The organism is Paeniglutamicibacter sp. ZC-3, assembly GCF_025847175.2.
Classification (GTDB): Bacteria; Actinomycetota; Actinomycetes; order Actinomycetales; family Micrococcaceae; genus Paeniglutamicibacter; species Paeniglutamicibacter sulfureus.
In genome coordinates, this window is the sequence record NZ_JAOYTG010000015.1 from 12,874 (window position 1) to 32,798 (window position 19,925).

Here is a 19,925-nt window from a genome sequence, read left to right on the forward strand (position 1 = left end):
CTTCTTCCTCTCGCTACTGACCCTGGCGGGCCTGGGCATGGCCGGCTTCGCCGGACTCGTCGTGGCGCGCCTCTTCAAGGGCCAGAAGTAAAGAACAAACAGCACTAGGAAGCGCGCGCATGGCAATCGAGATTCCCACCGACCTGACCCCCGAACTGGTGCCGCTGTCGTGGCTGATCGGGACCTGGGAAGGCACCGGCCGCCTGGGCGCCGGCGAGGCGGACGACGAATTCTTCTTCCAGCGCGTGAGCTTCAACCAGAACGGCCTGCCGTTCCTGGAATACAGGTCGGAATCCTGGATCACCGACGAGCAGGGCAACACGTTGCGTCCGCTCACCGTTGAATCGGGATTCTGGTCCCTGGAGCGTCCCATGGTGGACGCCGACCTCGGACCCGGAATGACCCCCGGCGATGTTGTTCCCGCCCTGCGTTCGGCCCAAGACGTTGAAGACTTGCGCACCGACGAGGGCGGGTTCAAGATCCAGGTCGACATCGCGCACCCCGGGGCGATCTGTGAACTGTATTACGGCGTCATCAAGGGCCCGCAAATCCAGCTGGCCACCGACCTGGTGATGCGCGGAACCAACGCCAAGGACTACGCCTCGGCCACCCGGATCTACGGGCTGGTCAACGGGGACCTGTTCTGGCGCTGGGATGTATCCACCGGCGGCAACGACCTCAAGGCACACGCCTCGGCCGCCCTCAAGAAACAGGGATGACCACCATGGCGCTTTCGCCGTTGTTGACACGACCCGGCGCCGTCGCCGCGTCCGGGATCGATGAGGGCGTCGCCGCCCACTACGGGGAGCTGAACAAGGAGCAGCAGAAGCTGCTCGCCGGCACCGCGGTGGCCGACCTGTCCCACTTCGGGGTGGTGACGCTGTCCGGCGAGGACCGCTTCTCCTGGCTCAACACCCTCTCCAGCCAGTCCCTGACCGGGCTTCGCGAGGGCCAAAGCACCCAGACGCTGCTGCTCACGGTGCAGGGCCGGATCGAGTTCGACATCCGCGTGCTCGCCCACGCCGACAAGCTCTGGCTGGTCGTCGAGCCCGGCCAGGCCGAGCCGCTGGCCGCGTTCCTGACGCGCATGCGCTTCATGCTGCGCGTGGAAATCACCGACGTCTCTGCGGAATATGCCGTCGTGGGTGCCTGCGCAGCGCAGCCGGCCTTGGCGAAGTACCCGGTCTGGGTCGACCCGTGGCCCGGCGTCACCACCGGAGGCTACGCCTATTCGGAGCCCGAACACCCGGGGAACGAGCGCCCCTGGTACCTCTACCTGGTTCCCGCCGGCGAACTCGAGACGGCCGTGGCCGGTCTCCCGCTGGCAGGGATGCTCGCGGTGGAGGCGCTGCGCATCGCCGCCTGGCGCCCGCGCTTCGGCTTTGAGACCGATGAGAAGGCCATCCCGCACGAGCTGGACCTGATCCGCACCGCCGTGCACTTGGACAAGGGCTGTTACAAGGGCCAGGAAACCGTGGCCCGCGTGCACAACGTCGGGCGCCCGCCGCGCCGCCTGGTGTTCCTGCAGCTGGACGGCTCGATGCACACGCTGCCGGCCGTGGGTTCCCCGGTGATGGTGGGGGAGAAGGTCGTCGGCTCACTGACCTCGGTGGCCACGCACTTCGAGGCAGGGCCCGTCGGGTTGGCGCTGATCAAGCGCAACATCGACACCGAACTTGAGCTGGAGGTCGTTGACGGCGAGGAGCGCTATGCGGCCAAGCAGGAAGTCATCGTGACCCCCGAGGCCGGGCAGATCGCCGGCCGCTTCACCGGGTTCATCCGCCCGCCGCGCTAGAAAACACTCCGTGATGCAGGACGCCCGGCCGGGGAATCGGCCGGGCGTTTTGCATGGACGAGCATGCACCAAAGCCCGGTGCGGTCCTTATATTCGTGGGGCAGGAAGCCTGCGGGGCAGTCCTCGGGCGTTCAGGCTGCGCTTTCCAACCGTTCACGTGGACCTCGTACCGTCGCCCGCATGCCTTCTTTCACATTCGGGCGCGTTCTCGCCCTCGCCGCCGCGGCCGGCGCGCTGTCCCTTTCCTTCACTCCCGCTGCCCTTGCTGCCCCTACGGAAACACACGCCGGCGCGCAGGACGGCGCAAAAACCGCGTCCCCCGGAAAGGGGCAGGGCACGGGCGCCGGGCGGTGCCACGCACCGGGCCAACCGCCTGTCCCGTCGGAGGAAGGCACCCTGGCCTACTTCCAGGACGCCCATGAGTACAGCCCGCGCGAGCACGCCGACGGCCACCGTGGCGGCATTGCCCGCCTTGCCACGGTTCTGGACCGCATCGAGGCCGCCAACGAGAACCCGGCGACGATCTTCGGCGGCGACATGGCCGGCGGCAGCCTGTTCGGCGGCGTCTACAAGGGGTTCCCGTTCGTGGAGGCGTTCAACGACCTTGGCGTGGACGCTGCAACCTTCGGCCAGCATGACTTCGACTTCGGGCTCCAGGCCGCGCTTGACCTGGTGAATGCCTCGGAATTCCCGTGGATTGCCTCCAATCTCGCCTACAAGGACGGCAGCGTGTTCCTGCCCGGCGCCGTGGCCGGAAGCGTGGAAGCCGGTGAGCTGAGCGTCGGGGTCATCGGCCTCACCGGATCGCTGCAGAACAGCTCCGCCAATGCCGAGCTCAACCAGCGTCCCTACCTCGAGTCCACCCGGGCCGGAGTGAAACTGCTGCAGGAGCAGGACGTCGACGTCATCGTCGTCTCGGGCCAGATCGACCGGGCCGAAGGGCTCGAGCTCATGGCCCAGGTCCCCGAAATCCAGGTTCTCATGCGTGAGGAGAACAGCGGCTCGTCCCCGGCCGAGGCGCTCGAGCTGGGCAAGGAGCGCCTGATGGTCACCGGCATGGGCGACTACGGCGTGGTCGCCGAGATCGACATCGCCAAGGACCTCTGCGGCAACATCAGCACGGGCGCCGTCCTGCACGACGTCGACGAATCGGTGGCCGAGGAGCCGTCGTGGGCGGCCAAGGCCGCCTTCTACGAGCAGGACATGGAAAAGCGTCTCGACGCAAGGATCGGGACGGCGAGAGGCGACTTTGGCCGCCGTGCCGCCGGCGAGCTGGCCGCCGATGCCTTCCGCGACTACTACCAGGCCGACCTCGGCTGGGCGAACGGCGGCGGCATCCGCGCCGAGATCGACGGCGGCGATCTCTCGCTGCGCGACCTGCACACCGTTTTCCCCTTCGGCAACCGGGCGATGCTCATCGAGGTCACCGGTCAACAGCTGATCGAGGGCCTGAACCAGGGCGCCGACTCCAGTCCCGGCGGCTACGGGGGCTTCCCACGGGTATCGGGCTTCACCTACACCTACTCCGAATCGGACCCGGCCGGCCAGCGCATTGGTGAGGTTCTCCTTCAGGACGGGACACCTCTGGATCCGGGCGCCACCTACTCCTTGGCCATCACCAACTACGTGGCAACGAACGGCGGTGACGGAGTGACGGCCTTCCTGAACGCCCCGATCGCGGTGTCGGCGGACGAGGGCACCGCGGACGTGAGCGCGCTGAGGGCGTATGTTCAGAAGCTTGGCACCGTGACGCCGAACGACATCCCGAGGGCAACCGTTCTCCCGTAGCCCAACGCCGGAAGGTCCGCCGGGGCCAAGGTGCGCGTGGGTGAAACCGCGGCCACCTCATTCGCCGGCCACCTCATTCGTGCCTGAGCCGGCGGATATGGCCTCAGGCCCCGTCGTGCAGTTTCAGGGACATCAGGGAACCGACCAGTTCGAATCCCAGCGAGGTGGCCAGGGCGTTGGCGGCGTCCTGGCCCTCCTTGATGCGCGCCTGCGGAATCAATCCCTCGCTCAAGGCGTCGTCCACAGCCAGCGCCGCGGCGTAGCGGCCCAGCCCGTGGCCGCGCAAGTGCGGGTGCGTGAGCACCGTGGTGTCGGCCAGCAGCCCGCCCGGCGCCCAATAGCCGGCACCGGCAACGGGCTCGGAGCGCGTGTCGGAGAACAGCACGAAGCACTGGTCCCAGCCGCCGAGCTCGGTGCTCGCGGCGTCGTCGCGCGGGGTGCCTTCGCGCAGCTCCGCCAGGTCCTCCACGTCGGTGGAAACGGTGATGTTCTCCGAATCCACGATGTCGAAGGGCGAATCGAGGTACGTCAGCGCATCGACGCCCAGCGAGCGGATCGACGGGGCCAGGCCCGAGGCATGCAGCAGCCCCAGCAGCCCCCGGTCATCGACGAAGTGCTGGTCGGCGGCCCCGCGCAGCAGCGGCAGGAATTGCTCCGGGGCGCGCACCACCTGGTGGTCGCCCAGGTGCAGCACCTCGACGCGGTCGGTGCCGATGGAGGGGACGAACAGGGACACCGGTGCGCGGTCGGGTTGCAGGGCGGAGTCGGGCACGGAAAACTCGCGGGCCCAGGACAGCGCGATGATGGCACGGGTGCCAAATTCAAGATTCACGTGTTCGAGCCTAATGCAGGAGCGGGCAGCCGATGGCGTTCGGCGGCACAAGCCACCGGTGTGAGGCGGGCAGGCCCAGGCGTGGCGCAGCGGATCAGCCGAAGAGGATCCGCGCCTCGTCGTAGCGGTCCTGCGGGACCCGCTTGAGGTTGTTCAGCGCTGCCTGGAACGGCACCCGGTTGATCTTGGTGCCGCGCAGGGCAACCATCGACCCCCAGGCCTCGTCGGCCACCGAATCCACCGCCGCCATGCCCAGCCGCGTGGCCAGCACCCGGTCAAAGGCGCTGGGCACCCCGCCGCGCTGGATGTGCCCGAGCACCGTGGCGCGGGTCTCGATGCCGGTGGCGTCCTCGATGAAGGGGGCCAGCTGTTCGCCGATGCCGCCCAGCCGCGGGCGGCCGAAGGCGTCCAGCCCGCGCTCGGAGAACGCCCCGTCGGCGCCCTCGGGCACAAAGCCCTCGGCCACGACCACCAGCGGGGCGCGCCCGCGTTCGTGCGCCTCCCGCACCCAGGCGTAGATCTGTTCCATGGTGGTTGACTGCTCGGGGATCAGGATGGCGTGTGCGCCGGTGGCCATGCCCGCATGCATCGCCAGCCAGCCCACGTGCCGGCCCATGACCTCGGCGATCATGCAGCGGTGGTGGGACTCGCCGGTGGTGCGCAGCCTGTCGATGGCCTCCACGGCGATCTGGTTGGCGGTGTCGAAGCCGAAGGTATAGTCGGTGGCGTCCAGGTCGTTGTCGATGGTCTTGGGCACCCCCACGATCTTCAGCCCGGCGTCGGTGAGCCGCTTGGCCCCGGCCAGGGTGCCCTCGCCGCCGATGGCGATCAGCGCGTCCACGCCGAGGCGTTCGAGGGTGGCCTTGATGTTCGCCGCCCCGCCGTTTTCGCCCTCGAAGGCATTGGTGCGCGAGGTGCCCAGGATGGTGCCGCCCTGCTTGGAGATGCCGCGGACCGCGGTGCGGGGGAGTTCGACGACATCGCCGTCCTTGACCCCGCTCCAGCCGTCGCGGAAGCCCACGAACTCGTGGTCGTAGCTCTTGATGCCGTTCAGGACGGCTCCTCGGATGACGGCGTTCAATCCGGGGCAGTCCCCGCCGCTGGTCATGATCCCGATGCGCATGCTCACTCAATTCCTTCGCTGCTCTACCACCGCGGCCGCGCAGTGCGGGACGGGGGTGTTTCCTGGCTTCCGGAGCGCGACGTTGAGCTCGCCAACAACCAGTCTAGCCACGGGACACTTGTGATCGCCAACACGGTGGGCAAAGTGCTGCGCGCGCCCATACCTGCGCACGCGCCGACGCCCGCCGGCCCACGAAACGGGGGCGGCGGGCGTCGGCGGCGTCGGCGGGAAGCGATCCCCGCTAGCGGACCTGGCGGATCAGCTTCTGCAGCACGATCGAATCGTCCTGCGCCGGAAGCAGCAGCCAGGCCACGAGGTAGGCGCCGATGCCCAGGACCGGCAGCAGGAAGCTGAGCAGCAACCCGATGCGCACCAGGGTGACATCCCAGCCGAACTTCTCGGAAATGCCGCCGGCGACGCCTGCGACCAGGCGCTTGGGGCCGCGGCGGAAGGGGATCGAGCGAAGGGAATTGAAAAAGGTGTCCATGGTGTCAAAGTCTTTCATGCCGGAGCCGGAAATTGGCTGTGAAACGTGGGTGCGGTGAAACGGGGTGGATCACCTGGTGCGGCGAGCGGCCAGGATCCCGGCGACGATCAGGATCAGACCGGCGCCTCCCACCAGGGAAATGAAGAGCAACGGCGCGCTGATCTGGAAGTTCAACAGCAGGCCGGCCAGCAAGGCAATGCCGATGGCCAGCAGGATCAGGCCGAAGACCAGGGTCCCGGTGGGGAATTGCGCGGCGGGTTCGCCGCTGCCGTGCTGTTGTTCCGTGTGCTGGCTCATGGTGCCACCTCCGCTTTCGCTACGTTGATTTCGATGCTGCTGAATGCCCCGTCGATGTCCAGGCGAAGCTCGGGGCCGCCAAGGCCCGCGTTGAGCACGGTGGAGCCGTCGCGGATTTCGGCGGTGCTGCCGTTGATGCTCAGCGAGCCGAAGGCCCCCTGGGAATCGATGACCACCGGGATGTTGTCCGGGACCGTCAGCTCCATTGAGGAGAAGACGTTGTCCAGTTTCACGGTGGTGTCGGAGGTGATGGTCGAGTAGGAGCGCAGGTCCAGCTCCCCGGAATGGAACACGTTGGTGGTGCCGTTGCCCTCGGTGGTGGTGATGCCCATGAAGCCGTTCATCGGCCCCGAATCGCGCAGCGATCCGCCGCCCCAGAACAGGGACAAGACCAGTGCGACGATGCCGAAGCCCACCAGTGCCCCGCCGGTGCGCTGGTTCAGCGCCGCCCCGATCAAGCCCAGGGCGATGACGATCAGCGCGACGGCGAAGCCCACCGCGACGGCGTCGGCCGGCAACTCGAGCATGCCCAGGTGGGACAAGCCGGTGACCAGCGCGAAGAGCAACACCGCGAGTCCCAGTACGATGGTTGCCGCATAGCCGGGCAGCGCCTTGTGGCGTGGCGGCTTGGGGACCTTGGGCACGTGGGGTGGCAGCGGGGCCGGAGGCGGGGGCCCGAATCCGGCTGGCCCCGGGGAGGCAGCCTGGGGTGATGGCATTTTCATGGTGTGCTCCTGGGTGAATGGTCCGTATTCCCGCATGGTGCCGGGCAGCGGCGTGGTCGGTGCCCCGCCTGCGCTCCCGGCGGGATCCGCGGGGTGCTTGGCGGATGCGCCGGATGCGTCGGAGCCGCCGGGCTCGGCGGAATCCCCGGGCTGGGCGGAATTCCCGGGCTCGGTGCCCGGGCCCGCGGCGGATCGGCCGTCGGGGGTCCCGGATGATGCAGGGGTCCCGGGCTGTGGCGTGCCCCCGGCGAAGCTTTCTCGTCGGGAAAAGACCAGGAAGCCGATGCCCACGATCACCAGCAGCGTCCAGAAGCCGCCGTCCCACCAGCCGAAGAGTGCCGGGGAGCTCACGGCGCCGGCGATGAAGAAGAGCAGCGCCCCGCTCATCCCGCTGCTCCAGCGTCCCGCGATGGCCTCCTGCACGTGGATCCTGCCGTCGGTTCCGGGCATCAGCGCCCAGCCGACTCCGTAGACCAGCAGCCCCAGGCCTGCGACGAAGCACAGCGCCACCATGATGCCGCGTACCAGGATGGGGGAGATGCCAAAGCGCTGGGCGACCCCGGCGCAGACGCCGCCGACCCAGTGGTCCTCGCCGCGTTGCAGTCCCAGTTCCCTTACCCAGCGGAAAAACCCGTGTTCCATTGATGCTTCTCTCATGCTTCAATCCTCGTGCCTGCCGGGGTGCCGTCGCTATGGGGGTCGCCCCTGATTGAACCCTGAGGCCAACCCCGGGAAAGGCGCCTGCGGGCCCCAACCGGCCCGCGGGCGTGCTTGGATGGACATATGAGCCAAACACCTCTCCGTCCCGCGCTGCTGCGCGGGGAGACCCGCATCATCGCAGGGGTGTGTTCCGGGGTTGCCGCCCACCTGGGTCTGAAGGCCTCCTGGGTGCGCATCGGCTTCGTGCTGGCAGCCATGCTCGCGGGCGCGGGAATCGTGCTCTACGCCTGGCTGTGGATCTTCGTGCCGAGCGCACGGGATGCGCAGCGCGATGCCGCCCGCGGCACCGGAACCCGGCGCTTTTCCCTGGCCGAGGTGCTCACCGACACCGGCGCGGCGGAGACAGCGGACCCGCTGGGGGCCGCGCGCCAGGCCTCCCTGCGCCAGGTCCTCATCGGGATCGCGCTGCTGGTGGTGGCGGCGCTCGGAGTGGCCCAGTTCCTCGGTGTCTCGATCCGCTGGGACCTGCTCTGGCCGGTGCTGGTGGTCATCGCCGGCGCCGTGCTGGCCTGGATGCAGCTGGACGAGGGCGGGCGTGCCGGGTTGCGCAAGAGCACCGGGGCCCTGGGCGCGGCGGGGCTCACCCGGCTGCTGGTGGGCGTCGGGTTGGTGGTCGCCGGGGTGCTGTTGCTCTTCAGCGGGGCCGTCGGCATCGGTTCCCTGCTCTCCGGGCTCGCGGTGGCGGTTGCCGTCATCGCCGGCCTGTTGCTGGTGTTGCTGCCCTGGGGGCTGCGCTTCTGGCGCGACTTCGTCTCCGAGCGCGCCAACCGGGTGCGGGCGGCCGAACGCGCCGACATCGCCGCGCACCTGCACGACTCGGTGCTCCAGACCCTCGCCCTGATCCAGAAGCGCGCCGAGGACCCCGCGAAGGTGCTGACCCTGGCCCGCGCGCAGGAACGCGAACTGCGCTCCTGGCTCTACGACGAGCACGAACGCAGCGAGGACGGCATCGCCGCCGCGATCCGGGCCGCCGCCGGGGAAATCGAGGAACTCTACCTGGTGTCCATCAACATGGTCGACGTCGGGGAGCACACCGGGGCACCGGGGCACGATGCGCTGCTCCAGGCCACCCGGGAGGCCATGGCCAACGCAGCCAAGCATGCAGGGGGCACCATCTCCGTGTACGTGGAGGCGGGGCCGAAGCGCATCGAGGTGTTCGTGCGCGACCGCGGCCCGGGCTTCGACCCCGCCACGGTCTCGGCGGACAGGCACGGGGTGCGCGAATCGATCATCGGGCGCATGGAACGCAACGGCGGGCACGCAGACATCAAGAGCAATGCAGGGGGCACCGAGGTGCACCTGACCATGGACGCAGAAGACGGAGAAGACAATGACTGAACCGACCACCCAGACCGCCCGCACGCCGGTGAGCGTGGTGGTGGTCGATGACCACGGGATCTTCCGCTCCGGGCTCAAGGCGGACCTGGACGCCCGCCTGAGGGTGGTCGGGGAGGCAGCCACGGTGGAGGACGCCATCGCCGTGGTGCATCGGGAAATGCCGGCCGTCGTGCTGCTCGACGTGCACCTGCCCGGCGGGCGCGGGGGCGGCGGCGCGGAGGTCCTGGCCGGCTGCGTGGACGTCTTCCCGCACGTGAAGTTCCTGGCCCTGAGCGTCTCGGACTCCGCGGAGGACGTGGTCACGGTGATCCGTGCCGGGGCACGCGGCTACGTCACCAAGTCGATCTCCGGGGCCGAGATCTCCGATGCCGTGCTGCGCGTTGCCGGCGGGGACGCCGTCTTTTCCCCGCGGCTTGCAGGGTTCGTGCTCGATGCCTTCGGCACCCAGGCCGCGATCAGCGCCGACGAGGAGCTGGACCTGCTCAGCGCCCGCGAACTGGAGGTCATGCGCCTGATCGCGCGCGGCTACAGCTACAAGGAGGTCGCCAAGGACCTGTTCATCTCGGTCAAGACCGTGGAAACCCACGTCTCCTCGGTGCTGCGCAAGCTCCAGCTCTCCAACCGGCACGAACTCACCCGCTGGGCCGTGGATCGCCGGATCCTCTAGGGCCGCGCATCTGCAGGGCGCCTCGAGCGGGCAGTCAAAAGGCCGTCGACCGGGCCCGCACTGCGGATCCGGCCGACGGCCTTGGAATTTCCTGCCGGAAACCCCCGGCGTGGCGACGTGGCTTGGCTACTTGGCCTCGCCGAGCAGGGTGGCCAGGCGGCCCACGCCCTCGGCCAGGTCTTCATCGCCCAGCGCGTAGGACATGCGGATGTAGCCCGAGGGGCCGAACGCCTCGCCCGGAACCACCGCCACTTCCACCTGTTCCAGGATCAGCGCGGCAAGCTCGGCACTGGTGTTGGGCACGACACCGCGGATTTCGCGGCCCAGCAGCCCGCGCACATCCGAGTACGCGTAGAACGCGCCCTCGGGGACGGGGCAGTTCACGCCGTCGATGGCGTTGAGGGCCGAGACCATGGCCTTGCGCCGGCGGTCGAAGGCGGTGCGCATTTCGGCCACCGCGTCCAGCGGGCCGGAGACCGCTGCCAGGGCGGCGATCTGCGAGACGTTCGAGACGTTGGAGGTCGCGTGCGACTGAAGGTTGGTGGCTGCCTTGATGACGTCCAGCGGGCCGGCCATCCATCCCACGCGCCAGCCGGTCATGGCGTAGGTCTTGGCGACGCCGTTGAGGATGATGACCTTGTCACCGAGTTCCGGGGCGGCGGTGGCGATCGAGGTGAAGACCGCGTCATCGTAGGTGAGGTGTTCGTAGATCTCGTCGGTGATGACCCAGAGGTCCTTCGACGCGGCCCAGCGACCGATCTCGGCAACCTGTTCGGGGGAGTACACGGCACCGGTCGGGTTCGACGGGGAGACGAAGAGCAGCACCTTGGTCTTTTCGGTGAGCGCTGCCTCAAGCTGGTCGACGGTGACCTTGTAGCCCTGCTCGGGGCCGGCAAAGACCTCCACCGGCACGCCGCCGGCCAGCCGGATGGCCTCCGGGTAGGTGGTCCAGTACGGGGCCGGGACGATGACTTCGTCTCCCGGATCCAGCAGGGTGGCAAACGCGTTGTACACGGCCTGCTTGCCGCCGTTGGTGACCATGACCTGGGCGGCGTCCAGGCTGTAGCCCGAATCGCGCATGGTCTTCTCGGCGATGGCCGTGCGCAGCTCCGGCAAGCCGGCCGCGGGGGAGTAGCGGTGGTACTTGGGGTTGCGGGCAGCGGCAACCGCAGCCTCAACGATGTAGTCGGGGGTGGGGAAGTCCGGCTCGCCGGCGCCAAAGCCGATGACGGGACGCCCCGCCGCCTTCAGGGCCTTGGCCTTGCCGTCTACGGCCAGAGTGGCGGATTCTGCGATGGACCCGATACGTCGGGAAATGCGTGCCATGTCGTCGCTTCCTGGAAAGGGAGGTGTGGGTGAACGTATGATCCAAGCCTAGTCGGCGCGGGAGTGGGAGAACGATTATTTGTTGACACGCCGCCGTAGTGTGAAGTTCCCCCATCGCTTCGCGGCCGCCGCAACCGGCCGGTGGCGTGCTACTGCCCGGGCTCGCGGCCGTAGCGGTTCAGGAGCAGTTCCCTGGCCTGTTCAGCCTCGGGGTCCTCTTCCTCCTGCTGCTGGTGGCGTACCTGGTGCAGTTGGAAGTAGGCAGCCGCCCCCAGGAAGAGCACAGGAGTGGCGGCGAAGGGCAGGAAAAGGACCCCTGTGAAGTCGATCAGCCCGAACTTCGCCCAGCCGGCCAGGACCAACAGGCTGGTGCCCACCCACATCAGCAGGTTCGTGCCCAGGCGCATCGACCAGAAGACCAGCCCGATGCCGAGGTACCAGGACAGGGGCAGGGCAGACCACATGGTGAGGATGCCCACCAGAATCCCCAAGAGCAATTGCAGCAACAGGTGGGCGGAAAGGTCCCTCCGTCCGCGCAGGCACAGCCAGGTGCCGATGACGATCAACACCGGGACGCCAGCCAACAGGACCTGCGGCAAAATCCCGGCGGCAGGTGTATAGCGTGAGATGGCGCGCAGGATGGCATCGAGCACCGAGCCTCCGGCAAAGACCAGCAGGACCAGGGCGCTTGCATGGCCGGGGCCGGTGCGTCGGGGTGTCAGGGGGAACATGAATCCCAACCTAGCAGTCGCATTCGGTGGCCAAATGACGGCCGAAACGGCACCCGGAACTCCCGGTTCGACAATCGGCACATTCTTTGCGTAGACTTGTTCCTCGGTGTTGGAAAACATCTGGATCACCAAGTCCGCAAAGGATTTGTTGGTCCGCGAGCATCATGCTCGAAGGGTAGTGGCGCAATTGGTAGCGCAGCGGTCTCCAAAACCGCAGGTTGCAGGTTCGAGTCCTGTCTGCCCTGCGCAGTGGCAATCATCTTCGGTTGCTCGGCGAATATTCACGTCACGGTGTGTTGTGGTCGATATGGCTGCGGCACACCGTGATTGTTTCATGTGGGATAATCTGAAACGAGGAATCGGTGACCGAAACGACTGCAAACGATTCGCACGGCGCTGGGCACAATAAGAAGCCGTCGAAGGCCGGTTTCTTCGCGGGATTGGCCCTCTTCTTCCGTCAGATGATTTCCGAACTGAAGAAGGTCGTCACCCCGACCCGCAGCGAGCTGGTCAACTACACCTTGGTAGTCATCGGCTTTGTGGTGTTCATGATGCTGATCATTTCCGCTCTGGACTTCGTCTTCGGCAATGGATCAATTCTTATCTTCACCAATTCGCCCGAACAGTAACACGGGACCATTCGCCCCACATTTCTGGTGAACCAGTAACAGAAAGCAGGAACCGCAGTGTCCGAGCAGGAACTCGAACCGCAGGCCACCGAAGTCATCGAAGGTCAGGCAGTAGAGGCTGATACCGATCAGGTGTCGGCCGATTCCGTCGTTTCCGAGGACGCCGAGCAGGCTCCCGAGGTTTCCGAGGACGCCGTCGAGGCAACCGAGGATGCCGAGCAGGATTCCGCAGCCGAGGAAACCCCGGCCGTGGATCCCATTGAAGAATTCCGCACCAAGCTTCGCCGCCAGCCCGGCGACTGGTACGTCATCCACTCGTACGCCGGTTACGAAAACCGCGTCAAGGTGAACCTCGAGACCCGTATCCAGACCCTGGGCATGGAGGAATTCATTTATGAAATCCAGGTCCCGATGGAAGAGGTCGTGGAGATCAAGAACACCACGCGCAAAATTGTGCGTCGCGTTCGGATTCCCGGCTACGTCTTGGTCCGCATGGAACTGACTGACGCTTCCTGGGGTGCGGTTCGCCACACTCCCGGCGTCACCGGCTTCGTCGGCAACGCCCACGATCCAGTGCCGCTGCGTCTCGAGGAAGTCTTCTCGATGCTCGAGCACACGATCGTCACCGAAGAAGAGGGCGAGCACAGCAAGCCCGGCCGCGCCCCGATCACCGAGGTCCACGTTGACTTCGAGGTCGGCGAATCGGTCATCGTCAACGACGGCCCGTTCGAGACGTTGCCGGCAACGATCAGCGAGATCAAGCTGGATTCCTCCACCTTGGTCGTCCTGGTTTCGATCTTCGAGCGCGAGACCCCGGTGACCCTGTCGTTCAGCCAGGTCACCAAGATCCAGTAACATTAAAGACTTCGTGCCTTCCCGGTTTGCTTTACCGGGAAACGGCATGACTCGGCCGCCGCGCCACGGCGGTCAACCCCCCGAGGCACGCTCCTGTGCAGCGGGGCAACGCAAAAGAAGAAGGACCCGACATGGCCCCCAAGAAAAAGGTCACCGGACTCATCAAGCTGCAGATCCAGGCAGGCGCCGCCAACCCGGCACCTCCGATCGGCCCGGCGCTTGGTCAGCACGGCGTCAACATCATGGAATTCTGCAAGGCGTACAACGCCGCCACCGAGTCGCAGCGCGGCAACGTGGTTCCGGTTGAAATTACTGTCTACGAAGACCGTTCCTTCACCTTCATCACCAAGACCCCGCCGGCAGCAGAGCTCATCAAGAAGGCTGCAGGCGTGCCCAAGGGTTCCGCTACCCCGCACACCGTCAAGGTTGCCAAGCTGACCCAGGCACAGGTTGAAGAGATCGCCACCGTGAAGATGGAAGACCTCAACGCCAACGACATCAAGGCTGCTGCCTTGATCATCGCCGGCACCGCCCGCTCCATGGGCATCACAGTAGAAGGCTAATTCCGCCTTCCACACCCGCGGACCTGGAAACCCAGGAACGCACCCCCAAAACAACCAAGTCGATGCGGAACCAGCCGGATGAACCCGGTGCACCGCATTGCAAGTGGCAGGGTCGCGCGCGACCCATACATGACCACGACTGCATAAGGAGAAAAAGCAGATGGCAAAGCGCAGTAAAGCATTCGTAGCCGCCGCGGCGAAGATCGAAGAAGACAAGTTCTACGCTCCGGCCGAGGCAGTTGCCCTCGCCAAGGAGATCGCCTTCTCGAAGGCCGACGAGACCGTTGAGGTTGCCTTCCGCTTGGGCGTTGACCCTCGCAAGGCAGACCAGATGGTTCGCGGCACCGTGATCCTTCCCCACGGCACCGGCAAGACCGCCCGCGTCCTCGTGTTCGCCAATGGCGACAAGGCAGAAGCTGCAATCGCAGCCGGCGCCGACTTCGTTGGCTCGGACGACCTGATCGCCAAGATCGCCGGCGGCTGGACCGACTTCGACGCAGCGGTTGCAACCCCTGACCTCATGGGCAAGGTTGGCCGTTTGGGTAAGGTTCTGGGTCCCCGTAACCTGATGCCGAACCCGAAGACCGGTACCGTGACCATGGATGTCGCCAAGGCCGTAAACGAGATCAAGGGTGGCAAGATCGACTTCCGCGTCGACAAGCACTCGAACCTGCACTTCATCATCGGCAAGGTTTCCTTCGATGCGCAGAAGCTTGCGGAGAACTACGCAGCAGCACTGGACGAGGTTCTTCGTTTGAAGCCTTCCTCCTCCAAGGGCCGCTACATCACCAAGGCCACCGTGGCCACCTCCTTCGGCCCGGGCGTCCCGGTCGATGCGAACGTGACCCGCGTGCTTTCCGAGGCCTAATAGCGCCTCTGCGTTCCGGACCCGGTACCGCCCCCAACGGGGGACTGGTGCCGGGTCCGGTCGTTTAACCGGCGGGGCGGCTGTATACGGATGGAGCGACGCATTCCCGGTGACCCCATTCACGCCGGCGCCGATGCGGCGGCTCCGGAACGGATCAAGGTCCCGCATCGAACAAACCGGGCACGCGCGACCGGGCCTGGGGCTCGGCGGGACAGGCGGCGAGTGCAGGGCCAAGGCACCCCCCCAAGTTTCGATTCATGCGCCAGCGACAGCAAGCGGCTGCCGGCATGCCGCTCGGCGATCGAGCGTCTTTACGCGTTGTCGCCTGGCAGGCCCAGAATCAAAGAGGGGATCCCGGCACGCGGCGTCGATGTCCTGCCACATGGCCGCCGGCGCGGCGCCAGGATTGCGGATGCGGTTCCGGGGCAACACGACAGGCACGTCGGGAACTATCGGCGGTTTGACCGAAGTCACGAAAATATCCAAAAATAGGAGTTGTGGGTCGCCACATTCCTGCTATGGTTAACTCGTCGCGATTTGATCGTGACCAGGTGACTCTGTCACCACACGCTTTATGGCGGAGACCCCAAGCCCCGCCCGAGCGTGTAACTGCAGCAATGCGTTCCCCCAAGTTGCATTGCTGCGTAGACGGGCCCCTCCCTTCCGCTATCCCCCAAGTTGCGGAACCCGAGGGGCCTGTCGTCTATCTGCAGCGAGTCCCCACCTCGGTTCCCGGGGGAGTTGCGGAGAACACGCCACCTCGATTTGGAGACCGTGGCACCACGCTGTTAGGCTTGGAATACCGAAGACCGTCGGTCGAGGATTGCTGTTTATGCGGTAAGACTCCGAAAGTCCCACAAGGACGACCTGCGCAGGTGAACGAAGTGAATTTGCCGCAATTTTGCGTCCTTTCCGCCCCGTGCATCTGCATGGGGCGTTTTTTATGTCAGTACTCCTGACCGGGCTGGATCGACTGGTTATCAGATCTATACCCCGGAAGGAGTGTTATGGCAACGCCGACTAAGGTTTCCGCAGTTGAGGAAATCACCGCCGACTTCAAGGAGTCGACCGCCGCTGTCCTGACCGAATACCGTGGGCTTACTGTTGCGCAGCTCAAGCAGCTTCGCCGTTCACTTGGTGCAGATACCAAGTACGCGGTAGTGAAGAACACCTTGACTGGTATCGCAGCAAAGGAAGCCGGCATCGAAGCATTCGAAGGCCAGCTTGCTGGCCCGACTGCAATCGCCTTTATCAAGGGTGATGCAATCGCTGCCGCTAAGAGCCTCACGGATTTTGCTAAGGACAACAAGCAGCTCATCATCAAGACCGGTTACTTCGAGGGCAAGGCCCTTGACGCAACCGAGGTTGCCGCTCTGGCAGCACTTGAATCGCGTGAGTTCCAGCTGGCACGTGTTGCCGGTGTGCTGCTGGCTCCGGCTTCCGCCGCTGTCCGCACCATCGAAGCACTGCGCGCAAAGCTCGAAGAAGCAAACGGTGGCGCTGCTGAAGCACCTGCCGAGGCCGAGGCACCCGCTGCCGAAGCCGCCACCGAAGAAGCCTAAGCTTTCTTCAACCCCTCACTCAAGTAACTTGCGGCACGAATGTGCCGCCGACGGAAAGGCTGCCCACCATGGCTAAGCTGTCCACCGAAGAGCTCTTGGAAGCCTTCAAGGAAATGACCATCATCGAGCTCTCCGAGTTCGTCAAGACCTTCGAGGAGACCTTCGAGGTCTCCGCAGCAGCTGTTGCAGTTGCTGGCCCGGCCGCCGGTGGCGCCGCTGAGGCCGAAGAGCAGACCGAATTCGACGTTATCCTCGAAGCTGCTGGCGACAAGAAGATCGCAGTTATCAAGGAAGTTCGTGCCTTGACTTCGCTGGGTCTGAAGGAAGCCAAGGAGGTCGTTGACTCGGCTCCGAAGGCCGTCCTCGAGGGCGCAACCAAGGAAGCTGCAGAGAAGGCAAAGGAGGCCCTGGAGGCCGCCGGCGCTCGCGTTACTGTCAAGTAACTCTTCGCTTCATTGCCTCTGGCCCGCAGACCTTTTTGGTCTTGCGGGCCAGAGGTCTTTAACCCACCGAATGCTCCTGGAAAAAAGCTTATGGTTTGCCCCGGCTGTGAGTGACCCTTACCACTTGGGGCCGCTTTGCTTTTGTTTTTTGCTATCGTAGATAACAGATAGGTAACGAACAGGGCCAAGGATTAGGGAGAGCATCGATGGCGGGGAACACAACGGCGCTCCTCAGTGCCCCGGCGGCATCACCCCTCAGTCAAACCGCCGAGGCCACACCGAAAAGCGCGCAGAAACCACCCCGGCTGGCGCTGCTGGACGGCCTGCGTTTCGCGGCCGCCGTCCTGGTGGTCCTGTTTCACTACACCGCTTGGCACCACGGTTTTTGGGGCACCGCCGAAGCCAAGGACGCCTGGCCTGTCCTGTCGAAGGTCACCGTCTATGGCAACATGGGCGTGCAATTGTTCTTCATCATCAGCGGATTTGTCATCCTGCTTTCCGCCTACGGCAAGGGTGCCGGACGGTTTATCGGATCGCGCGTGGGCCGGTTGTACCCGGCCTATTGGTTTGCGGTGTTGGCCACCGGATTCCTGGTGATCGTCATGTGGCCCCAGGTGGGGTCGGGCCTTGGCGGCAAGGAGCTGACGGCGAACCTCACGATGTTCCATCCGCTCATGGGATTGCGGCACATCGACGGCGTCTACTGGACGTTGTGGGTCGAGATGCGCTTCTACCTGCTCATCCTCGCGCTGATAATCCTGCGCCTGCTGACCATCCGCAGCATGACCATCCTTGCGGTGGTCTGGCCCGTGCTCGGCCTCGCGGCGCAGCTCATGAACCGAGAGGCCGCCGCCGAGAACCTCATGAGCGATTATGCGGCCCTCTTTTCCGGCGGGATCGTCTTGTTCTTGATCTATCGCTTCGGGCACAGCATCCTGCGCTGGTCGGTGCTGGCGTTGAACGTGGGAATCGCCGCCTACTTCACCGGTATCAAGGGCCCTGCCGAAGCGCTGGAACTGGTTGGCTATGTGGTCCCGGCCTGGCACTACTGGCTCATCATTGTGGGACTATTTGCCGCCGTGGCGCTGCTTTCGCTCACACGCCTGGGCAATGTGCAGTGGAAGTTCCTGGGAATCCTGGGCGCGCTGACCTACCCGGTCTATCTGCTGCATCAGGTATGGGGCTGGTGGATGATTGACCACTTCGCCCCCGTGCTGGGCCAAGACGTAACGCTGCCGCTGGTCATGGGCATCGTCTTCACTGTCGCCTTCCTGGTCCACCGTTTCATCGAGCGGCCTTCTGCCAAGCCGTTGGCGGCGGCCACCACCCGGGGACTTGGCTACCTCGGCGGACGTCTCGCTCCTAGGAAGAAGGTCGCGACTCCGGCTCCGGGTCGCTGATGTCCGCCACTGTGGCATCCAGCGCGGCAATCAAGGCCGTCGAATCCACAAAGGCCGAATGCCCGTGTGCGCCGGCACCAATGCAGATCCTCCCCGGTTCCATGCCCAAGTCGGCGCAAACCGGCCACGGCGTGCTTGACCCGAGCGGGGTGATGGTGCCCCGCTCGTAGCCCGTTGCCGCGAAGGCAACGTCGGAGTGCGGCATGGACAACTTGTTCACGCCCAGCAGGGAACGCAGCTTGGGCCAGGAAATGACCCTGTCGCCGGGGATCAGGGCGAAGAAGAAAGATCCGTCCTTGTGCTTCACCACCAGGGACTTGATGATTTCGCGCGGTTCGACGCCCAACAGGCCAGCCGCCTCGGCCAGGCTCCGGGCCGGCGGACGGGAAACGACGTGGACATCCAGGCCGCGTTTGGCGGCGTCCTGTTGCATGCGCGCCACTCCCGCCGGAACATGCTCTGCCACGGTCCTAGGCCTCCCTGCTCAACAGCAGGGCATCGCCTTGGCCTCCGCCGCCGCAGAGGCTGACGGCGGTCTTGCCCGAACCGCGGCGCTTCAATTCCATGGCCGCGGTCAGGGCCAGGCGCGCACCGGAGGCGCCGATGGGGTGCCCCAGGGCAATCGCGCCGCCGTGGATGTTGGTCTTGTCCAGGGGGTATCCAAGGTCCTTCAGCGACTGGCATGCCACGGCACCGAACGCCTCGTTGATCTCGATGAAGTCGAGGTCTGAGGTCGCCCATCCCTGCTTCTCCAAGGCCGCGGTGATCGAATTCGATGGCTGGGAATGCAACGAGTTGTCGGGACCGGCGACCTGGCCAGCGGCGCCGATGGTAGCCAGGATCTCCAGGTTGCGGGACCGGGCGTACTCCCGCGAGGTGACGATGACGGCAGCGGCTCCGTCGGACAGGGGAGAGGAGTTTCCGGCGGTGATCGTGCCGTCCTTGGCGAAGGCCGGGCGCAACCCGGCCAGCGTCTCGATCGTCGTATTCGGGCGGACGCCCTCGTCGGTGTCGACCACCAAGGTGCCTCCCTTGCGTTGCGGGATGCTGACCGTCACGATTTCTTCCGCAAAGACACCTGAGTCGATGGCAGCAGCGGCCCGCTGGTGCGAGGCCGCAGCCACCTCGTCCTGCTGGGTGCGGGTCAGGCCCAGGACGGAGTTCTTGGCTTCGGTGCTCATGCCCATCGAGTTGCCGTCAAAGGCGTCGGTCAGCCCGTCGTGGGCGACGGAGTCGATGGCCGAGATGTTTCCGTAGGTCCAGCCCTGGCGCGAACCCGGCAGCAGGTGCGGCGTCTGCGACATGGATTCCTGGCCTCCGGCAACCACCACGTCGGCGTCGCCCACGCGGATCAACCGGGCGGCGTCGGTGATGGCGGCAAGCCCGGAGAGGCAGACCTTGTTCAAAGTCGTCGCATTGACGTCCCAGCCGATCCCGGCGGCAATGGCGCTTTGGCGCGCAGGGTTCTGCCCGCAGCCGGCCTGGACCACGTGGCCCATGATCACCGCCTGCACCTCGGCTGCGGGGATTCCGGAGCGCTCCAGTGCACCACGGATGGCGGCCGCCCCCAGTTCGACGGCACTGAGGCTGGAAAGTTGGCCGTTGAGCCGGCCAAAGGGCGTGCGGGCACCGGCGACCAGCACGGCGTCTCGTGGTGAGGACATGATCGGAATCTCGCTTTCGGGTAGTACCGGGAATAAGTACTTACCTCTAGGCTAGCGCGATGTGGTTTGCGCCACAGAACTTCCATCCAATGGTGACGGAACTCTCATCCCG

At 65.7% G+C, this 19,925-nt stretch carries 21 protein-coding genes and 1 tRNA gene; 13 read left to right on the plus strand and 9 right to left on the minus strand.

The window, feature by feature from the left end:
* Positions 1–119 precede the first annotated feature (119 nt).
* The 3 genes from OIU93_RS14605 (at position 120) to OIU93_RS14615 (ending at position 3,583) form a co-directional block, all read left to right on the plus strand.
* Positions 120–719 (plus strand): FABP family protein, encoded by a 600-nt coding sequence (locus tag OIU93_RS14605; RefSeq protein WP_264270809.1) that lies wholly within the window; start codon positions 120–122, stop codon positions 717–719.
* Positions 716–1,795: a folate-binding protein YgfZ gene (locus OIU93_RS14610; protein ID WP_264270810.1), complete on the plus strand. Its 1,080-nt coding sequence runs from the start codon at positions 716–718 to the stop codon at positions 1,793–1,795. The genes OIU93_RS14605 and OIU93_RS14610 overlap by 4 nt, the downstream gene beginning before the upstream one ends.
* A gap of 180 nt (positions 1,796–1,975) precedes the next feature.
* Complete coding sequence (locus tag OIU93_RS14615; protein WP_264270811.1) at positions 1,976–3,583, plus strand: bifunctional UDP-sugar hydrolase/5'-nucleotidase; 1,608 nt, start codon at positions 1,976–1,978, stop codon at positions 3,581–3,583.
* A gap of 103 nt (positions 3,584–3,686) precedes the next feature.
* Here the strand turns inward: OIU93_RS14615 and OIU93_RS14620 are convergent, their stop codons facing one another.
* The 5 genes from OIU93_RS14620 to OIU93_RS14640 form a co-directional block, all read right to left on the minus strand.
* Positions 3,687–4,415, minus strand: a complete 729-nt coding sequence (locus OIU93_RS14620) for a GNAT family N-acetyltransferase (protein WP_264270812.1) — start codon at positions 4,413–4,415, stop codon at positions 3,687–3,689.
* A gap of 94 nt (positions 4,416–4,509) precedes the next feature.
* On the minus strand, positions 4,510–5,538 hold the full coding sequence (locus OIU93_RS14625) for a 6-phosphofructokinase (protein ID WP_264270877.1): 1,029 nt from the start codon (positions 5,536–5,538) through the stop codon (positions 4,510–4,512).
* 241 nt (positions 5,539–5,779) lie between these two features.
* Positions 5,780–6,025, minus strand: coding sequence for a PspC domain-containing protein (locus tag OIU93_RS14630; protein WP_264270813.1), 246 nt, complete (start codon positions 6,023–6,025; stop codon positions 5,780–5,782).
* 69 nt (positions 6,026–6,094) lie between these two features.
* Positions 6,095–6,322, minus strand: a complete 228-nt coding sequence (locus OIU93_RS14635; RefSeq protein WP_264270814.1) for a hypothetical protein — start codon at positions 6,320–6,322, stop codon at positions 6,095–6,097.
* The gene (locus OIU93_RS14640; protein WP_264270815.1) at positions 6,319–7,704 is read right to left on the minus strand and encodes a PspC domain-containing protein; all 1,386 of its coding nucleotides are present in this window, start codon (positions 7,702–7,704) and stop codon (positions 6,319–6,321) included. Before OIU93_RS14640 ends, OIU93_RS14635 begins: the two co-directional genes overlap by 4 nt.
* Positions 7,705–7,830: 126 nt before the next feature.
* On the opposite strand from OIU93_RS14640, the gene OIU93_RS14645 reads away from it, so the two are divergent.
* Together OIU93_RS14645 and OIU93_RS14650 are read left to right on the plus strand one after the other, a co-directional pair.
* Positions 7,831–9,105 (plus strand): ATP-binding protein, encoded by a 1,275-nt coding sequence (locus OIU93_RS14645; RefSeq protein ID WP_264270816.1) that lies wholly within the window; start codon positions 7,831–7,833, stop codon positions 9,103–9,105.
* The gene (locus OIU93_RS14650; RefSeq protein WP_264270817.1) at positions 9,098–9,772 is read left to right on the plus strand and encodes a response regulator transcription factor; all 675 of its coding nucleotides are present in this window, start codon (positions 9,098–9,100) and stop codon (positions 9,770–9,772) included. The genes OIU93_RS14645 and OIU93_RS14650 overlap by 8 nt, the downstream gene beginning before the upstream one ends.
* A gap of 126 nt (positions 9,773–9,898) precedes the next feature.
* On the opposite strand, the gene OIU93_RS14655 is transcribed toward OIU93_RS14650, so the two are convergent.
* Positions 9,899–11,098 (minus strand): pyridoxal phosphate-dependent aminotransferase, encoded by a 1,200-nt coding sequence (locus OIU93_RS14655; protein ID WP_264270818.1) that lies wholly within the window; start codon positions 11,096–11,098, stop codon positions 9,899–9,901.
* A 149-nt stretch (positions 11,099–11,247) separates the two neighbouring features.
* The gene (locus OIU93_RS14660) at positions 11,248–11,829 is read right to left on the minus strand and encodes a hypothetical protein (RefSeq protein ID WP_264270819.1); all 582 of its coding nucleotides are present in this window, start codon (positions 11,827–11,829) and stop codon (positions 11,248–11,250) included.
* 172 nt (positions 11,830–12,001) lie between these two features.
* Between OIU93_RS14660 and OIU93_RS14665 the strand changes: the two genes are divergently transcribed.
* The 8 genes from OIU93_RS14665 (at position 12,002) to OIU93_RS14700 (ending at position 18,149) form a co-directional block, all read left to right on the plus strand.
* Positions 12,002–12,074 (plus strand) — tRNA-Trp (locus OIU93_RS14665).
* 117 nt (positions 12,075–12,191) lie between these two features.
* Positions 12,192–12,458, plus strand: a complete 267-nt coding sequence (gene secE / locus OIU93_RS14670) for a preprotein translocase subunit SecE (RefSeq protein ID WP_264270820.1) — start codon at positions 12,192–12,194, stop codon at positions 12,456–12,458.
* Positions 12,459–12,515: 57 nt separating this feature from the next.
* Positions 12,516–13,313, plus strand: coding sequence for a transcription termination/antitermination protein NusG (nusG, locus tag OIU93_RS14675; protein ID WP_264270821.1), 798 nt, complete (start codon positions 12,516–12,518; stop codon positions 13,311–13,313).
* 131 nt (positions 13,314–13,444) lie between these two features.
* Positions 13,445–13,876 carry a 50S ribosomal protein L11 gene (gene rplK, locus OIU93_RS14680; protein ID WP_217389408.1) on the plus strand — a complete coding sequence of 144 codons (432 nt, stop codon included), beginning with the start codon at positions 13,445–13,447 and terminating at the stop codon, positions 13,874–13,876.
* Positions 13,877–14,036: 160 nt separating this feature from the next.
* The gene (rplA, locus tag OIU93_RS14685; RefSeq protein WP_217389409.1) at positions 14,037–14,744 is read left to right on the plus strand and encodes a 50S ribosomal protein L1; all 708 of its coding nucleotides are present in this window, start codon (positions 14,037–14,039) and stop codon (positions 14,742–14,744) included.
* Positions 14,745–15,751: 1,007 nt separating this feature from the next.
* Positions 15,752–16,306, plus strand: a complete 555-nt coding sequence (gene rplJ, locus OIU93_RS14690) for a 50S ribosomal protein L10 (protein WP_264270822.1) — start codon at positions 15,752–15,754, stop codon at positions 16,304–16,306.
* A gap of 68 nt (positions 16,307–16,374) precedes the next feature.
* Positions 16,375–16,749: a 50S ribosomal protein L7/L12 gene (gene rplL / locus OIU93_RS14695; RefSeq protein WP_264270823.1), complete on the plus strand. Its 375-nt coding sequence runs from the start codon at positions 16,375–16,377 to the stop codon at positions 16,747–16,749.
* A 206-nt stretch (positions 16,750–16,955) separates the two neighbouring features.
* Positions 16,956–18,149: an acyltransferase gene (locus tag OIU93_RS14700; protein WP_264270824.1), complete on the plus strand. Its 1,194-nt coding sequence runs from the start codon at positions 16,956–16,958 to the stop codon at positions 18,147–18,149.
* Here the strand turns inward: OIU93_RS14700 and OIU93_RS14705 are convergent.
* Both OIU93_RS14705 and OIU93_RS14710 read right to left on the minus strand, forming a co-directional pair.
* Entirely contained in the window at positions 18,112–18,582 is a 471-nt protein-coding gene (locus OIU93_RS14705; RefSeq protein WP_264270878.1) for an aminoacyl-tRNA deacylase, read from the minus strand. The two genes, OIU93_RS14700 and OIU93_RS14705, sit on opposite strands and share 38 nt — an antisense overlap.
* 37 nt (positions 18,583–18,619) lie before the next feature.
* Positions 18,620–19,813: an acetyl-CoA C-acetyltransferase gene (locus OIU93_RS14710; protein WP_264270825.1), complete on the minus strand. Its 1,194-nt coding sequence runs from the start codon at positions 19,811–19,813 to the stop codon at positions 18,620–18,622.
* Positions 19,814–19,925 lie beyond the last annotated feature (112 nt).

Bases quoted from the DNA above. Each gene is read 5' to 3' on its own strand.
- OIU93_RS14660 (WP_264270819.1), bottom strand. From the start codon at position 11,829: ATGTTCCCCCTGACACCCCGACGCACCGGCCCCGGCCATGCAAGCGCC.
- rplL (WP_264270823.1), top strand. From the start codon at position 16,375: ATGGCTAAGCTGTCCACCGAAGAGCTCTTGGAAGCCTTCAAGGAAATG.
- OIU93_RS14630 (WP_264270813.1), bottom strand. From the start codon at position 6,025: ATGGACACCTTTTTCAATTCCCTTCGCTCGATCCCCTTCCGCCGCGGC.
- rplA (WP_217389409.1), top strand. From the start codon at position 14,037: ATGGCAAAGCGCAGTAAAGCATTCGTAGCCGCCGCGGCGAAGATCGAA.
- OIU93_RS14705 (WP_264270878.1), bottom strand. From the start codon at position 18,582: ATGCAACAGGACGCCGCCAAACGCGGCCTGGATGTCCACGTCGTTTCC.
- OIU93_RS14615 (WP_264270811.1), top strand. From the start codon at position 1,976: ATGCCTTCTTTCACATTCGGGCGCGTTCTCGCCCTCGCCGCCGCGGCC.
- OIU93_RS14655 (WP_264270818.1), bottom strand. From the start codon at position 11,098: ATGGCACGCATTTCCCGACGTATCGGGTCCATCGCAGAATCCGCCACT.
- OIU93_RS14610 (WP_264270810.1), top strand. From the start codon at position 716: ATGACCACCATGGCGCTTTCGCCGTTGTTGACACGACCCGGCGCCGTC.
- OIU93_RS14650 (WP_264270817.1), top strand. From the start codon at position 9,098: ATGACTGAACCGACCACCCAGACCGCCCGCACGCCGGTGAGCGTGGTG.
- OIU93_RS14700 (WP_264270824.1), top strand. From the start codon at position 16,956: ATGGCGGGGAACACAACGGCGCTCCTCAGTGCCCCGGCGGCATCACCC.
- rplK (WP_217389408.1), top strand. From the start codon at position 13,445: ATGGCCCCCAAGAAAAAGGTCACCGGACTCATCAAGCTGCAGATCCAG.
- OIU93_RS14640 (WP_264270815.1), bottom strand. From the start codon at position 7,704: ATGAGAGAAGCATCAATGGAACACGGGTTTTTCCGCTGGGTAAGGGAA.
- OIU93_RS14645 (WP_264270816.1), top strand. From the start codon at position 7,831: ATGAGCCAAACACCTCTCCGTCCCGCGCTGCTGCGCGGGGAGACCCGC.
- rplJ (WP_264270822.1), top strand. From the start codon at position 15,752: ATGGCAACGCCGACTAAGGTTTCCGCAGTTGAGGAAATCACCGCCGAC.
- OIU93_RS14605 (WP_264270809.1), top strand. From the start codon at position 120: ATGGCAATCGAGATTCCCACCGACCTGACCCCCGAACTGGTGCCGCTG.
- OIU93_RS14625 (WP_264270877.1), bottom strand. From the start codon at position 5,538: ATGCGCATCGGGATCATGACCAGCGGCGGGGACTGCCCCGGATTGAAC.
- OIU93_RS14635 (WP_264270814.1), bottom strand. From the start codon at position 6,322: ATGAGCCAGCACACGGAACAACAGCACGGCAGCGGCGAACCCGCCGCG.
- OIU93_RS14710 (WP_264270825.1), bottom strand. From the start codon at position 19,813: ATGTCCTCACCACGAGACGCCGTGCTGGTCGCCGGTGCCCGCACGCCC.